Here is a 14,982-nt window from a genome sequence, read left to right as displayed (position 1 = left end):
CACTCTGGACTCCCCCAACTCGCCGGTCCCGCAATGCTATCGACGAGATCTGAAGGACGAGCTGGAACACCGGTGTCGCGAAGCCGACACGTGACGATCTGTACCAGACTCGTACCCCCTGCCGCGTGAGCCCTGCGCCCTGTGGATGTGACCGCACCCTGGAGCCAGGGGCCTCATCTTGCAGAGGCCTCTGCGGCCCGCCGTCTCCGATCTCTCCGAGCGCTGGATCGGGCCGAGGGCGGCACGCCGTACGGGTCGGGAGAGCACGCGTGGCGGGGAATGCCAGGGAACGGCTGGCTGAGCTGCTCGGTGGGGCGACGTCAGCGGGGATCTTCAGCGCCCGGCTGGAGGCGCCCGCGCACGGTCTCGGGCTCGAGGTGGCCGGTGTCGGGCCGGTGAGTCTTCCGCTGCGCGCGCCCCAGGCCAAGAAGCTGATCGCGGTGGCGCGCCCGGCGTTGTTCGGCCGGGGCGAGGAAAAGCTGAGCGACACCCATGTGCGCGACACCTGGCACATCTCGCCGGATCAGATCACCCTGACCGGCCCCTCCTGGCCGACGCTGCTGAGTGACGCACTGGAGCATTTCCGAGACGCGCTCGGGCTCCCGGCGACGGCCCGGCTGCGGGCAGAGCCGCACGCGATGCTGGTGTACGGCAAGGGCCAGTTCTTCCTCCCCCATCAGGATTCGGAGAAGGACGACGCCATGGTGGGCACGCTGGTGCTCTCCCTGCCCTCGGCGCACACCGGCGGAGAACTGGTCATCGAGCATGCCGGGCAGCGCAGCATCTACCGCGCCTCGAAGACGGAGCTGACCCTCGTCGCCTTCTACGCCGACTGCCGGCACGAGGTCACCCCGGTCCGATCCGGGTACCGGGTGACCCTCACCTTCAACCTGCTTGCCAAGGCCGGTGCTTCGGCGCCGGATACCGGTCCGTTCACCGAGCTGGCGCACTGCCTGGAGCAGCACTTCAGCACCCCCGCCAGGCAGCGCTACGTGAGGCGGGACCTCGACCCGCCGAACCGGCTGGTGTATCTGCTCAACCACGAGTACACCCAGCGGGGCCTGAGCTGGGAGCGGCTCAAGGGCGCCGGTGCCGAGCGCGCCGCGCTGCTGCGCGCCGCCGCCGGGCAGGCCGGCTGCGCATCGGTGCTCGCCCTCGCCGAGGTCAAGCAGACCTGGGACGCCTACCCTGCCTGGTCGTGCTGCCGAGTGACGTTCTTCCTGATCAGAGCACGTGCGGCTGGTTGGTCTGTGCCACCTCGTATTACGTCGTCCAAAGGCGTCCGGCCACCGGCCGGCCACCGGGACCTCCACGCCGGGGAGTGATCACAATCCGCGGTTCGCGCCCGCCCGCTAACCAGTCCCGCTGCCAAGGGCTCTGCTCGAAAGAGTTCTAGCCCAGGGCACCCTTCGATGCCGTCACCTGGAACGCGCTGTCCGGGCCGAACACCATGCGCAGCAGCGCAGCTCCCGTACAGTGCCCGCCCTGCTCGGATCGGGTGCGGCCTCGGCTCGCGTGATCTGCGCCGATCATGTCTGAGGGCATGGTGGCTTATAGCCGATGGTCGGAACGTACGTCCTCCAATTCTTGCTTCCCAGGGAGCCGGCGCTGTTGGCGCAGACATTGTGGATCGCGGCCTCGACATTCAGGTCCCAGACGGTGGCGACGCCGTCGCCGGTGGTGGCGGCCAGGGTGTGGCCATCCGGGCTGAACGCCAGCACGGAGACAGGCCCGGTGGCGACGGTCAACGGTTCGCCGATCGCGGTCGGGTGGTCGGGGTCTGTGACGTTCCACAGCGCGATGGTGCCCACGCTGGTGTGGCCCGCCGCGGCCAGGGTTTTGCCGTCGGGGCTGAACGCGATCGACCAGAGACTGCCACCGGGGATGGTCAGGGGCCGGCCTCTTCGCGTGAGGTGATTGAGGTCGGTGCTGTCCCAGAGGGTGATGATGCCATTGCTGTTTCCGGTAGCCAGGGTGTGGCCGTCCGGACTGAACGCTACCCAGGTGCTGATGCCGGTGGGTTGGGGTAGCGGTCTGCCGATGCGGACGCCGAGGTCGGTTGTGCTCCACAGCCCGACCTCGTGGGTGCTGGTGTCGCCGCCGGTGGCCAGGGTGTGCCCGTCGGGGCTGAACGCAATGGATTGGACGGATTTCGTATGATCCGTATTGATGTTGCCATTGCGGGTGGGTTGCGCGGGGTCGCTGACGTCCCAGAAGGCGATACCAAAGGACTTGTCAATGTCGTCTCCGGCCGCGGCCAGAGTGCGGCCGTCGGGGCTGAACGCAAGCGAGAAGATCAGCCCGTTGGTTCCGGTGAGCGGCCGGCCGAGGGTCACAGGGTGGTCGGGGTCGGTGGTGTTCCACAAGGTGACGGTGCCGCCGCTGTCGCCTGCGGCCAGGGTGTGGCCGTCGGGGCTGAACGCTACGGCATTGACCGGTTTGGTGGGCCCGGTCAGGGGCGTGCCCCTGGGGGCGGGATGGCCGGGATCGGCGGTGTTCCACAGGCTGACGGTGCCGTTCTGGTTCCCGGCGGCCAGGGTGTCGCCGTCCGGGCTGAACGCGACCGATGCGACATTGCCGCCGGCGCCGATCAGCTGGGTCGGTGGCAGGTTCCAGAGATCCACGTTGCCATCGCTGTTCCCCGCTGCCAGGGTGCGGCTGTCGGGGCTGAACGCTACGGCGTTGACCCCAGCGCCGGGGCTGCTCAGCGTTCGGCCCAGCGGGGTGATGACTCTGACGTCGGTGACGTTCCACAGGTGAACGGTGCGATCGGCGCTGCCGGCGGCCAGAATGTGGCCGTCCGGGCTGAACGCGACCGACATGACCGCCTGGGCGGGTCCTTTCAGCGGCTTGCCCAACGGGGCTGGGTGCTCCGGGTCGGTGAGGTTCCACAGGTGGACGTCGTTGTCGGCGGCTCCCGCGGCGAGTGTGTGTCCGTCGGGGCTGAACGCGACCGAAATGACCTTGCTGCCGGCGTTCAGAGGCCGGCCTCGGCGCGTCGGCTGGCTCGGCTCGGTGGTGTTCCACAGGCCGATGGTGCCGGTGCCGGTGCCGGTGCCGCAGGCGGTCGCGAGTGTGCGGCCGTCGGGGCTGAATGCCAGGGAGGAAAGATAATGAGAGGGCGAGCAGGCGTTGTACGCCTCGCCGTCCGAGGTGACATCGTCGGGGTGGGTGACATTCCACAGGCTGACGATTCCGCCGTGCCGTCCGGCGGCCAGGGTGCGGCCGTCCGGGCTGAATGCCAGCGAGTCGATGGAGCTCAAGGAGTCCCAGGCACTCACGCCGGTGCTCGCCGGCCGGCCCAGCAGGACCGGGTGGCTGGGGCTGGTCAGGTCCCACAGGTCGACGAAGCCGCCGGAGCCGCCGTTGCCGACGTGGTTGGCATGGCCGCCGACAGCCAGCGTGCGCCCGTCCGGGCTGAACTTGACGGACAGGATCGAGTCGACGGAGGCATCTTCGGGAAGGGGCCGGCCCAGCGCGACCGGGTGGCTGGGGTCGGAGACGTCCCAGAGCCGGACGATGTTCTGGTACACGTATCCGACGGCGAGTGTGTGCCCGTCGGGGCTGTAGTCCGCGGTGTAGACCGAGCCTTTCGAGCCGGGCAGTCGGATGTTCAGCGGTGTGTTCTCGGTGGTGATCAGCCGGGATGCCGCCCGCGGGGTCGGGTTCATGTGGTAGGCGGTCAGGGCGAGTTGGGCGGACAGTGAGGGATCGGTGGGTGCCAGCCGCAAAGACTCTGAGGCGACAGCGGCGCTGATGGCCTGATCGCGGGCTTCCAGGGCACGGCCGTTCTGCCAGAAAGCGAACCCCGCGGCCGTAGAGGCGATCACCGCGAGCGCCGTGATGACGGCGACGGCTGACCGCCGGAGCCGCTGCCCGCGGCGCTGATGGCGCCGGGCGGTGGCCAGGAACGCGCGGGCCGTGGTGCTGAGGTCCGGTGTGTGCTTTTCGGCCCAAGCCTGAGCGATCTCCAGGCGGTTGCCGCGATACAACGCGCCTGGCTCCCGGCCGGCATGGTCCCAGGCGGCGGCGGCCTCTTCCAGATCCTGCCGGACCAGGTTGCCGTCCCGGTCCTGCTCGATCCATTCCCGCAGCCGCGGCCAGGCGCGGATCAGCACCTCGTGCGTGATCGTCACGGCGTCCTGGTCACGGGTCAGGAGTCGACCGCGGGTGAAGTCGTCCACGACCGCCTTGGCCGACTCCGGATCCGGCGCGTGTCTGAGCAGATCGTCGTATCTGGCGCGGCGGCGGGTGTCGTCGGCATCGCGTCCCACTGTGACGAGCCGCAGGAACACCCACCGCGCGATGTCGCGACTCGGCGGCCGGAGCACGTCGAACAGCCTCTCCGCCGTGTTGGCGAGGGCGCGCTGGATGCCGCCGGTGACCCGGTATCCGTCCACGGTCAGCCTGTGGCCGCTGCGTTGCTGCCAGGTTGCCCGCAACGCGTGTGCCAGCAGCGGCAACCGGCCCGCGGAGCCCGTACCCTCCAGGCCCCCGACCGCCCCGAGGTCGGCCAGCAACACCTCGACCAGGCCGTCTTCGACCTCGAGCGCCACGTCCTCGGCAGGAAGGCGGATCGCCTCTTTGAGCTCGCTCTCGGTCATCGGGCCCAGCACCACAGGTCCGGCCTGCAACGCCGCCCGAAGCTGCGGATAGGACGTGCACGCGGCGTAGAAGTCGGCACGCAGGCTCAGTACCACCGCACCGCCCGCATCCTTGGCCAGAAGGTCCAGTACCTCGACGAACCACTCCCGCTCGGCCTCATCGGCGCATGCCGTGAAGACCTCCTCGAACTGGTCGACCACCACGATCAGGCCGGCCGCGTGGCTCTCCCCGGCCTCCGCCGCGGCGTCGGCGCTGGTCATCTCGCGCAGATCCGCCACACACCGTGAGGGATCGGACGGCCAGGACTCGGCCAGGTGCCGGGCATCGTCGGCATCGAGCCCGGCGGCTGCGGCCAGCGCCAGGGCCGGGGACGCCGTCGGGGTCAGCATCAACCGCGGCCACTTGCTCGATCCCACAACCGGCAGCCGACCGTCGCCCAGGGCCGGCAGCACCCCGGCCGCGAGGAGCGAGGACTTCCCCGCCCCTGACGGACCGATCAGCACCAGTGGGCCGCCCTCGAGTATCCGGGCGTCCATCCGCTCCAAGACCGTGTGGATCATCTGGTCCCGGCCGTAGAACCAGCCTTTGTGTTCTGCCCCGAACGGCATCAACCCGGGATACGGGCACTGCATTTCGCGAGCATCAGGGCCGGGCCGGGTGCGGCGCGGGCCGTCGGGCTTGCGGATGATGGTCAGGTCCCGGCCGGCTAGGTAGACACTGCCGCCGTCGGTCGCAGAACCCTCGAGCTTTATCGGCTGCCAGGGCGGTATTCCGCTCGATCGCGTGCCTTCGTCCTCTTCGGTCACCCCGCCCCGCCCTTGGTGATGGTCATGTCCCGGCCCGCCATATAGGCGTCGCCGCCGCCGGAGACTTGTGCCTCCAGCGTCATGGAGGCCGTGGCCTGCTGCCCTGTTGATCCCGCGTCACGCGGCACATCGAGGAGCAGCGCACGCAGTTCATCGGTGATGTCCGGTCGCGCGGCGATCAGCCTGGCGAGACGCGCCTGCCACTCGGCGACCAGCAGCCCTTGGAGTGCCACGCTGTCGCCGGCCTGCGTGGCCTGCACCAGTTCGCCGCGGGCTTCGGCGAGTTCGGCTTCCACGCGTTCAGGATGCGAATGCCGCCACAGCGACAGGACCGAGGCCTTGATCGCGGCCCAGCCGTCCGTGGCCAGCAGGTCGATCAAGCGCGCCGCGGCGGCCGATGCCAGCCCCCCGGCCATGTCCGGAGTCGTTTCCATGCTTGCCCTCCCCTTGCCGCCTACTGTCCGTGGGCCGAGATCGCGGTCAACGTCAGATTTGAGGCGATGAACACGTGGTCACCACCGACAGTCCACTTGAACCCGGCGTCCGGCTGTCCCGGGTCGTTGTACTTCCACCGGGCTTTACCGGTGGCTGCGTCGATGGCCCACAGATTTTTGGCCGTGTCGGTGACGAATACGGTGTCGGCCGAACACCGTGCGCTGTTGCCAGTAACCCTGATGGAGGCGTTGAACATGTTTTGCGTGCCTATGTCGCTGGCTCCGGTGAGCCTCGCTACCCACTTGGATCTCCCGTCGGCGGAGCTGAGAGAAACGAGATCGCTGCCCACCGGGACGTAGACCGTCGTGCCGTCCAGGCTCGCGAAAGGGTTGCCGAGTTGGACTTGGTCCCCGCTCTTCGCATGGAAGCGCTGATGCCACTTCACGGCGCCGGTCGCCGCGTCGACGGCGAAAAGCGTGTCGCCGGAGCCGCCGGCAAAGACAAACAGCCCGGCGGCGTAGCACGTCATCGGCCAGCCGGCCTGGAAGAAGTAGCGAGCTTTTGGAACGGGTATCTTCCAGCCGCGGGCACCCTGCTTGCCGGCGTCGATCATCTGGACCCGGCCGGCTCCGCCTTTTGGGGTGCTTGAAGCCGCGAGCAGGTAGGAGCCCGACGGCGGCACCAGCACGTTGTTGATGTCCGTGCCTTCGACCTTCCACAGTCCCTTACCGGTCGCGCTGTCGAACGCGCGGATGTAACCGGTCGTCGTATCCGAATTCGAGGACGAGCGGGTGCTCACGCGCCCGCACACGTACACGGTGTTCCCGTTGACCGCCACATATTGCGCGAAGTATGTCGAGGAATCGGCACCGCCGTCGGATCCGGCCCGGGCCATGGAGGTCGCCCACTTCACCTTCCCGGTGGTGCCGTCGACCGCGGCCAGCAGGTTGTACGTGTCCGGCGCGTCACCGAGGTAGTAGAAGACCCCGGCTGCGTACGTCGTCGGGACGGTCATGCTGTCCGACACGAACATACTCGTGGTGTTCAGCGAGGGCAGTGCCTTCTTGCCCGTCGAGGCGCTCAAGAAGGCCGTGACCTTCTCCGTGACCAGCATGACCACCTTGTCGGAGGCTCCCAGATACTCCGGAGCGCTGCGCCCGTCACTCGTCCATGCCTTGGTCGCATCCGGTGCGTCCAGGGTGATCAGGGCTGGTCCGTCCGTCGATGACGGTTTGGGAGACACGCCCGATGGTGAAGTCGGCCGCGTTGAGGGTGTGGATCCACCAGGCCGACCAGCGGGCGCCGGTGACGAGCCATTGGAGGAGAAGACCGCGGTTGCGGCCACGCCACCCATCAGGAGCCCGCCTCCCGCCAGGCCTAAGATCAGATTCCGGCGGCTGACCCCACCGCCGACCGTTCCCGACGCGACCGCGCTCGACGGCATTGCCGCGGCGAGTGTCTCGATGTCGGCGCTCAGCCCCGATGGCAGCCAGTTGCCGGTGGGGGCCGCCAGACCCTGACGATCGAGGTAGTCGATGAGCTGTTCCGCGGTGGGCCGTGTCGAGGGATCCGGGTACAGACAGCCGCCGATCACCTCGCGCAGCGACGACGGCAGGACGCTGGTCACCGTTTCCAGTTCGGCGATACGGGTCCTCGCGTCCTCGGACGCGCCTTCCCACATCGGCTCGCTTCCCGAAGCCGCGAACAGCACCGTTGCGCCCAGGTCGAACATGTCGTCCATCGGTGACCCCGCGGCTTCGGTGATCCCGGTGGTGCCCAATGCGTATATATAGGGTCTGTCCACCGTCAGCAGCACTGCGTCCGGCCCCACATCGCCGTGGATCAGCCCGGCCGCATGGATTCGGGTCATTGCCCCGGCGAGGCCGACGGCGAGCCGCTGCAGCGCCGGCTCCGGCAGTTGGCCGTACCGCTCCACGGCCCGCCGAAGCGGCATTCCCCGAACGAACGCGGTCGCCGACCAGGGGGACGGCGCGTCCGGGTCGGCGTCCACGACCGGCATGATGAAGTCCCCGGACACCGCCCGGGCAGCCCCGACACCAGCTCGGAACCGCTCCCGAAACCCCGGTGCCGCAGCCACCTCAGGCCGTACCACCGTGACCGCGACGGCCCGCCCGTCAGCCGAGCACCCCGCGAAGACCTCTCCCGCACTGGACGTGCCCAGTCTTCCGATCAGGGAATACGGCCCGACCTGCTGAGGATCGCCCGCTTCGAGACTCTCCAACGCCCCCACCCCTAAGCCAGCCTGATTGTCTGATCGCCTGCCGCCTGGTACGCGCTGCCGCCACCGGACACCTGCGCCGTCATGGTCACCGTCGGTTCAGCGGCCGGCGCCGCAGGGGCCGTCGGCGACGCCGACCCGTGCCCGATATCGGGCATAAGGTCTGCCACGGCTGCACACAGTCGCTCGAGCTCCTCGGCCAGGTGAGTCTCGGGAACGCGGAGAAACTGCAGCCGCGCGAGATGGGCGATCTCGTGCGGCAACGCCGATGCCTCGGGAAGCATCGTCGCGTCGCCCAGCAGGACGGGGACGACACGGTTTCCCGCCTTCAGGGCCGTCTCGATCTCCACGCGGACCCAGTCGTCGGCCCGATCGATGAGCCGCATCCCGTCGTCGCCACGGGCCTCGAGCCACGCCGGCCCGATGAGTACGAGCATCAGCTCACACTCGGCGGCCTGCCGCCGCAGGATCTCGGCGAAGTCGGCACCCGCCGGGATCGACTCGCCCGACTTGAAGACCTCGCCGGCCCCGAACCGGCCGATCAAGCCTTGGTAGACACGGTCTCGCATCCACCGGGAATCCACTTTGCGGAAGCTCAGGAAGACACGCGGCATGATCGCCCCTTTCCGGACCACCCTGACAACAGTTCGCACGTACGGTATCGACCGGCCGCGGGGTTTGACGCATATTCATCCTGAACTGAATAGCGATCGGGACGTCCTCGCTGCGTTGCCTCCCACCCGCGCCACTCCATACCCTGGCTCCTATGGGCGACTTCGGCGTCGAACTGGCGAGGCTCCGAGCACGGCGGGGGTGGACCGTGCGTGAGCTCGCGCGGCGCACGAGTGTCTCCGAGGGGCAGATTTGCAATCTGGAAAGCGGTCGTCGCAACCCGACGTCCGCTGTAGCCGCGGCATGCGACGCGGCGTTCGGCGCCGACGGCATGCTGATCGAACTCGCCGGAACCGAACGCCGCAGCGCACCGGCTGACAGCCCCGTCGAGGTCGATTCACTCATTGCCGGATACGGGCGGATCCTGGAGGAACTGAAGGACATCGGCAGATCCTCCGGTCCCCGATTCGTGGACGCCTCGCTGCGGTCCATCGCGCGGATCCTGACCGATACCGCTCCCCATGCCGAAGCCGACCGGCGCGACGAAATCTGGCTGCTGGCATCGAGATTTGCCGAGTACACAGGTTGGATGGCGCAAGAGACCGGGAACTCCGCCGAGGCGCTGCGCTGGACCGATCTCGCGGTCCGCTGGGGCGCGAACGGCGGCGACGAAGCGATAGCCGCTTACGCTCTCGTCCGCAGAGCATTCATAGCCGAGCACCGCGGCGACGCCGCTACTGCGATCAGACTGGCCGGCCAGGCGGAAGGCCATCCCGCGGCCACGCCACTGATCCGTGCCCACGCCGCGCGGCGCGAAGCCCAGGGGCACGCGTCCATCGGCGACTACAGGTCCTGCCACGAAGCACTGGAGCGCTCGCGAGACCACGCCCACCAGGACAACAGACACGAAACCCGCTGGGGCCCACGCATCGAGAACGGAAACCCGCGCCTCATCGAAGCGTCATGTCTGATTAGCCTCCGGCGTTTCGAGCAGGCCGCCGCCCTTTTCGCCGTCGAACTCGAGCGCCACCCCACACTCCCGCCCGACAGCAACTCCCGCACCCGCTTCACGATCCGGCAGGCTACGGCCATGGTCGGTATCGATCACCTCGATCAGGCGTGTCACGCCATCGAGGCGCTCCTGCCCACGATCCGGAATCTGGACTCCGCCACCATCCGGGCAGAGCTGGGCCGTTTCGTGGGCCAGGCGCGAACCCGCCAGGCCACGCCGGGCCAGCGAAACCTCGTCGAAACCGCGGCAGCCGCCGCGCACGGCCAGCGCCCGGCGTGGGCAGTGCGGCGCTGACGCAATCAGTGACGAGTGAGGCGTCCGGATCACCCGGGTGCGTGATGACATCGTCGCGGACCGCGTCACGCAGCCGATCGGCGTCCCGCGCCGATCCGTTGAGCAGCCACTGCATCCGGTCGGCGGTCACATGCCCGGCACGTTTCGGAAAACGTCAAGCCGTTCTTCTTCGGTAGCTCCGCCAGCAGCCCCACAATGAACTGCGCGAACGCCGCCCGTGGCTCCGGCCGGTTGAACAAGTACCCCAACGAACCAATCAACGCGCCATTTCGGCACCCCACGGGCTCTGATATGGCTACGACGACACGCTGAGGAGGTTGACGGTGTCCGTCGCGCGCAGCCGGGCGACGGTGATGAGGACGGTCCCACAGCCAGTGAGCTGAGCCTTTCCAACTGCGTGACTACACCGGCTTCAGCCGGATCGAGGCCGCGGACGGCTAGTCTGCCGAGCTGCTGGGCATCGCCGAGAGCGGGCTGGCCGGCAGAGAGTACAGCGACGCCTTCATGGAGGCGATCGATTCACCGGTCGGGGACCTGCTGATCCTGGACCGGGTGTACCTCGCCAGGCCGTTCCGCGGCTTGGAGCTGAGGCCGGCCCTCGCGGCCGAAGTCAAACGGGATGAATTGCATCTCATGCAACATTGCGCACGGTAGCTACGCGGCCGTCTACGCAGCTCACGCCAGCCCCTCAGCACACCTGACGAGCGCACCTGCCGGGCCGTGATCAGCACCTTTATCGGCAGTCCGAGATCAGCCCTTTGATACTCCTCACGCCGAATGCGCAACGGCGGCGCCTGCTGCCGGTCGGGCGCGTTGTCGCGTTCTGGGCATGACGCCCTCCGATGACTACTGGACGGTCATTTCTCCAGCGACCCGACTCCATCAGGCCCCAGGGGAGACCACAGACTGATCGTGGGATTGTCCGGATGGCATCACCACGCGGTGCATGCGCACCTGCGGCTGCAAGGCGGGCTGGGGGCCCATCTGCACGGTCGCTGCACGCTTGGCCACCAAATGGCCACCGCGTCGCGCCGAGCAGACGGCCGCAATGAACAAAAGGCCAGTTCACAGCCCTGCAAACCGAAACAGTCACGGGCCGTCAACCTCAGGCCTACGCATTGCGATGCGTAGGCCACGAGTGTTCGATTAGCCAGAATTCCAAGGTCAACGAAGCAGAGAAACCCCAGGTCAGAGGCCCGACCTGGGGTTCACCACAGAGCCGCCTTCGGGATTCGAACCCGAGACCTACGCATTACGAGGGCTCGCGGGGTCGTGGCGGCCGGTGCCGCATCATCACATTGGATCCCGTTTCCCCTGATCAGCGACTTGCGGGCTCGTCGGTGCCTGCCGCTGAATCCACCTTGTGCCGCACCGTCCGCTCACGCATCGCTCACGCATCGCCCGTTGGATGACCAGCCGTTTCCCCAAGGAGCTGCAGTCGCCGCGGCACCAGGGTCTCACCGCGGTGGGAGCCAGTCATCTCGACAACGAATGCCCCATTCCCAAGCCTCTGGAGGCGCCCCTGTCCCCGCACCATGCCAGCCATCCCTCCCAGCCCGACCCGGTGTACTGGGTCACCCCACGCCACCTTGCCGGTGACGACGGCGAGCTCACCGAGCGGATCGGCGACACCCTCACCGGCCTCGGCTGGCGCGTGTGGCCGACGTCCCGCCACACGCTGCTGTACGTGAGCCGGGACGAGCTGCGTGGCGCAGAGTGGATCCTCGCCAGCTGCCCGTTCGAGCTCGGCGGACTGCCTGTCGCCCTGCAGCTGAGCGCCCGCACGCACGCGGCCTCCGCGATGACGGAGTGGAACGCGTACTTCACCACCGGCGTGCCACATGAGGCGGTCACCGATCTCCTGGTGGCGCTCGATGCACGGGACATGCCCGATGCCGGTGTCATGGGGCCAGAGGCAGTGCTGACCGCGACCGGCCCAGGACAACGGTCACGGACCCCGCTTCTGCTCCAGCGTCTCCCTGGAGATGGTGCCGCCCCTCATCCAGGACGCCGATCCGCGCCCTGACCTGTTGGGCTGGCAGGCGTGGGCGCAGCCGGTCCTCGGTGCCCCGTACCTGTGGTGTGCGAGCTTCAGCGCCAGCGTCCCCTACGACCTGGTCGCCGCTTTCGCGTCCTCGCTGGCCTCGCCGGTTCCGGTGCCCCGCCGCACGCTGCCGAGGAGCGCGATGGGGCGGCTCACCGTGATCCGTCGCAGCTGATCCCTACGGTTCCGGCTGCCCCTGCCGCCCCCCTTGCTGTCTCCGGTCCTCGCAGGTAGGGGTTGCGGACGGCCGGGTAGGTCGCGCTTCCGTGGTGGGCACGCGCCGGTGGCATGAGCGAACAGGGTGCCCGCCTCGGAGACGATGCGCAGGCGAGTTGGGCAGACGGGCCACTGTGCAGCGTCGATATCAAGACGACCGGCGGCGACCCGTTCTGGCTCACCTGCCTTCGCACCGCCATCCTCCTGGGTATGACTCTGGCCCGCCTCCTCCACGCCCGCGCCGCCTACCGCCGCGTCACCACGGGAACCGACGGGACCGACGCCCCTACAACGGAACGGGACTGTGAACCGCGCGGCCACTGAGCACCTGACGAAGGAGTTTCCATGCCGGCCAACCGCGGAGCAGCAATGGTCCACTTACGGCGCACTGCCTTGGTGACCGTGCCCTTTGCCGCAGGAGCGTTCGCCACAGCCGTCGCCTTCCTGTTGCTCCGGGACTCGCTGCCTGCCCGGATGGCAACGCACTTCACCCTCGACGGCACGGCCGACGGCTTCACCTCTCCCTCCACCGCACTCGGCCTGTACATGCTGGCGTTCGCCATGGAAGCCGTCGGTGTGCTCGCGGCGATCCGGTCAGCCAAGTCGGCCCTGACCACCACCAGGTCGCTTGTCGCGCTCGCCTGTGGGCTGGCCGCGGCGAGCACTTACCTGTTCGTGGTGACCATGAGGGCCAGCAGCAAAACCGACGGGAAGAGCGCAGACCTGCCCATCCACCAGCTCGGCGTGGCCGTTGCCATCGGCGCAGCAGTAGCCGGCGCTGCGTGGCTGGTCTCGCACAGGCGCACATGAACCGAGCTGCTGTGCGCGGGTGTGCGAGGGACGCCAGCTCCTTCGATACGGGCCATGGCCAGTTCTCTGGAGCGAGAAGGCAGCCCGCAGCGCGAACCGTGAGCTGACCCGGGCCCTGAACCAACGCGGATGACCACCTGGTGGGGCACGGTTATTGCGGCGCTGGGGTGGAGTGCAGATCCAAGGCAAGGCTCGCCGGGATGGCATCGAAGGCTCCATCGACGCGGCGGGCCAGGGTCCTGGTGTCGCCGTGGCCGCGGTGCTTGTCGTAGCCGTCAGAAGCCGTTGCGCATTTACCGTGAGTGACGGCGAGCCGTTGTCGAGCCCTGAGCTCTGCACGCAGTTCATGCTGGTCAGAGCGCTCGATACGGCGGAAGCACGGTGACGTGTGCACACCGAGCCTGCCTTTTCAGGGCTTCGGGTCGGTGGTGTGGGTGTGTCGGTGGTGGGCGTAGTCGCTGGTGTGTTGTTCGGCCCAGTCCTGCAGGTGTTGCAGTGCGGCGGTGGCGCCGCGGGCGAGGTCGGTCAGGGCGTACTGCACCGTCGGTGGGCGGCTGGTGTGCACGGTGCGGGTGATCAGTCCACCGGCTTCGAGGTCGCGCAGGGTCTGCGCGAGCATCTTGTCGCTGACGCCGCCGGCCCGCCGGCGCAGCTCGGACCAGCGTTGCGGGCCGTCCATGAGGTCGACCAGGACCAGGGCGGCCCACCGGGCGGTGACCAGGTCGAACAGCTGCCTGCCGGGGCAGGCCGGATTACGGACGTTGCCCCGCGCGCTTTCCTGCACGTGCTCACCTCACCTAAAGGTATGTACTTCCCAGGAGAAAGTAACTCGGTCAGAGTGAGTGAGCCAACCCCTGATCGTCAAGGAGTACTTGTGGTAACCGACGTTGCCGTGACCCGCGCCGCGAACACCGTGACGGTGCTGGGCGGCCCCACCGTGCTGATCCGCCTGGCCGGCTGGACGCTGCTGACCGACCCGACCTTCGACGCCGCCGGCACCGAGTACCAGGACGGCCCGGTCATGGTGCGCAAGACCGCCGACCCGGCGCTGAAGCCCGGGGAACTGCCCGCTCTCGACGCCGTCGTGGTCAGCCACACCGGGCATCAGGACAACCTCGACGCCACCGGGCGTACGGTGCTGTCCGGTGCCTCGGAGGTGTTCACCACCGTCGCCGGCGCCGAGGATCTCGGGGGCGCAGCCGTCGGCCTGGAGCCCTGGCAGACCCGGATCCTGTCGAAGCCGCCGGGCCGCACGCCGCTGAACATCACCGCGGTCCCCGCCCGCCACGGTCCCGTCGGCACCGAGGACCTCACCGGTCCGGTCACCGGCTTCCTCCTGCACACCGACGACGGCTCGGCACCGACGGTGTACGTCTCCGGTGACACCGTCGACCTGGACGCGATGAGCGCCCTGTCCGACCGGTACCGCATCGACGTGGCGCTGCTGCACCTGGGCGCGGCCGGCTTCGAGGCATTCGGTGACATACGACTGTCGTTGACCGCGACCCAGGCCGTCGAGGCCCGCCGCCTGCTCGGCGACCCCCTCGTGGTGGCCGTGCACGCCGAGGGCTGGGCGCACTACACCGAAGACCGCAGCCACGTCCAGCAAGTCTTCGACGCCGCCGGCGTCCCGCTGCACTGGCCCACCCAGGGCGAGCCCATCACTCTGCCGGACCCGCACACCCGCTGACACCTCACCCAGTGCCGGTGGCGCACCGGCCCGCTCCTTCCCCGCCGCCGGAGACGCAGGAGCGGCTGCGCTGACCGCACTGTACGAGGGCCTCGCCACTGTGCCGGAAAGATCATCAGTGCGCACAACAGCGCCCAGCAGCTTCTGGGGCTGACGCCGCGCACCACCGGTCAATGGCTCACATAGATCGGCCCGTAGCCGACCCGCCCCTCCGCAACG

At 68.6% G+C, this 14,982-nt stretch carries 12 protein-coding genes; 7 read left to right on the top strand and 5 right to left on the bottom strand.

Annotated elements, in window-relative coordinates; translation table 11 throughout:
• Positions 1-269: 269 nt before the first annotated feature.
• Entirely contained in the window at positions 270-1,325 is a 1,056-nt protein-coding gene (locus tag ADL12_RS04270) for a 2OG-Fe(II) oxygenase (RefSeq protein WP_079051827.1), read from the top strand.
• A 204-nt stretch (positions 1,326-1,529) separates the two neighbouring features.
• Here ADL12_RS04270 and ADL12_RS04265 read toward each other — a convergent pair whose 3' ends face one another.
• From ADL12_RS04265 to ADL12_RS04250, 4 genes are all read right to left on the bottom strand, one after another.
• Positions 1,530-5,237 (bottom strand): nSTAND1 domain-containing NTPase, encoded by a 3,708-nt coding sequence (locus ADL12_RS04265; RefSeq protein ID WP_079051826.1) that lies wholly within the window; start codon positions 5,235-5,237, stop codon positions 1,530-1,532.
• A 170-nt stretch (positions 5,238-5,407) separates the two neighbouring features.
• Positions 5,408-5,845, bottom strand: coding sequence for a hypothetical protein (locus ADL12_RS04260; RefSeq protein ID WP_062698615.1), 438 nt, complete (start codon positions 5,843-5,845; stop codon positions 5,408-5,410).
• 20 nt (positions 5,846-5,865) lie between these two features.
• A complete protein-coding gene (locus tag ADL12_RS04255; protein ID WP_244187757.1) occupies positions 5,866-7,866 on the bottom strand; it encodes an outer membrane protein assembly factor BamB family protein in 2,001 nt (666 codons plus the stop codon).
• A gap of 233 nt (positions 7,867-8,099) precedes the next feature.
• Entirely contained in the window at positions 8,100-8,699 is a 600-nt protein-coding gene (locus ADL12_RS04250; protein ID WP_062698611.1) for a toll/interleukin-1 receptor domain-containing protein, read from the bottom strand.
• 152 nt (positions 8,700-8,851) lie between these two features.
• On the opposite strand from ADL12_RS04250, the gene ADL12_RS04245 reads away from it, so the two are divergent.
• The 5 genes from ADL12_RS04245 (at position 8,852) to ADL12_RS04230 (ending at position 13,073) form a co-directional block, all read left to right on the top strand.
• Complete coding sequence (locus ADL12_RS04245) at positions 8,852-10,003, top strand: helix-turn-helix domain-containing protein (protein ID WP_062698609.1); 1,152 nt, start codon at positions 8,852-8,854, stop codon at positions 10,001-10,003.
• 1,408 nt (positions 10,004-11,411) lie between these two features.
• Positions 11,412-12,029, top strand: a complete 618-nt coding sequence (locus ADL12_RS58015; protein ID WP_341846334.1) for an SPDY domain-containing protein — start codon at positions 11,412-11,414, stop codon at positions 12,027-12,029.
• Complete coding sequence (locus tag ADL12_RS58010) at positions 11,989-12,222, top strand: SPDY domain-containing protein (protein WP_341846333.1); 234 nt, start codon at positions 11,989-11,991, stop codon at positions 12,220-12,222. Before ADL12_RS58015 ends, ADL12_RS58010 begins: the two co-directional genes overlap by 41 nt.
• Before the next feature lie 113 nt (positions 12,223-12,335).
• Positions 12,336-12,587, top strand: coding sequence for a hypothetical protein (locus ADL12_RS04235; protein ID WP_062698608.1), 252 nt, complete (start codon positions 12,336-12,338; stop codon positions 12,585-12,587).
• Between the two features lie 21 nt (positions 12,588-12,608).
• On the top strand, positions 12,609-13,073 hold the full coding sequence (locus ADL12_RS04230; RefSeq protein WP_079051825.1) for a DUF1648 domain-containing protein: 465 nt from the start codon (positions 12,609-12,611) through the stop codon (positions 13,071-13,073).
• Positions 13,074-13,482: 409 nt separating this feature from the next.
• Here ADL12_RS04230 and ADL12_RS04225 read toward each other — a convergent pair whose 3' ends face one another.
• A complete protein-coding gene (locus tag ADL12_RS04225) occupies positions 13,483-13,857 on the bottom strand; it encodes a winged helix-turn-helix transcriptional regulator (RefSeq protein ID WP_062698604.1) in 375 nt (124 codons plus the stop codon).
• Positions 13,858-13,947: 90 nt separating this feature from the next.
• On the opposite strand from ADL12_RS04225, the gene ADL12_RS04220 reads away from it, so the two are divergent.
• On the top strand, positions 13,948-14,763 hold the full coding sequence (locus ADL12_RS04220) for an MBL fold metallo-hydrolase (RefSeq protein WP_062698602.1): 816 nt from the start codon (positions 13,948-13,950) through the stop codon (positions 14,761-14,763).
• The last annotated feature ends 219 nt before the right edge of the window (positions 14,764-14,982 follow it).

The sequence above is a fragment of the Streptomyces regalis genome (genome assembly GCF_001509475.1).
Lineage (GTDB): Bacteria > Actinomycetota > Actinomycetes > Streptomycetales > Streptomycetaceae > Streptomyces > Streptomyces regalis.
The sequence above is the reverse complement of the archived record's forward strand: the minus strand, read 5'-3'. Positions and strand labels throughout refer to the sequence as shown.

Bases quoted from the DNA above. Each gene is read 5' to 3' on its own strand.
- ADL12_RS04265 (WP_079051826.1), bottom strand. From the start codon at position 5,237: ATGCAGTGCCCGTATCCCGGGTTGATGCCGTTCGGGGCAGAACACAAA.
- ADL12_RS04260 (WP_062698615.1), bottom strand. From the start codon at position 5,845: ATGGAAACGACTCCGGACATGGCCGGGGGGCTGGCATCGGCCGCCGCG.
- ADL12_RS04255 (WP_244187757.1), bottom strand. From the start codon at position 7,866: ATGCCGGTCGTGGACGCCGACCCGGACGCGCCGTCCCCCTGGTCGGCG.
- ADL12_RS04250 (WP_062698611.1), bottom strand. From the start codon at position 8,699: ATGCCGCGTGTCTTCCTGAGCTTCCGCAAAGTGGATTCCCGGTGGATG.
- ADL12_RS04245 (WP_062698609.1), top strand. From the start codon at position 8,852: ATGGGCGACTTCGGCGTCGAACTGGCGAGGCTCCGAGCACGGCGGGGG.
- ADL12_RS58015 (WP_341846334.1), top strand. From the start codon at position 11,412: ATGACCAGCCGTTTCCCCAAGGAGCTGCAGTCGCCGCGGCACCAGGGT.
- ADL12_RS58010 (WP_341846333.1), top strand. From the start codon at position 11,989: ATGGTGCCGCCCCTCATCCAGGACGCCGATCCGCGCCCTGACCTGTTG.
- ADL12_RS04235 (WP_062698608.1), top strand. From the start codon at position 12,336: ATGAGCGAACAGGGTGCCCGCCTCGGAGACGATGCGCAGGCGAGTTGG.
- ADL12_RS04230 (WP_079051825.1), top strand. From the start codon at position 12,609: ATGCCGGCCAACCGCGGAGCAGCAATGGTCCACTTACGGCGCACTGCC.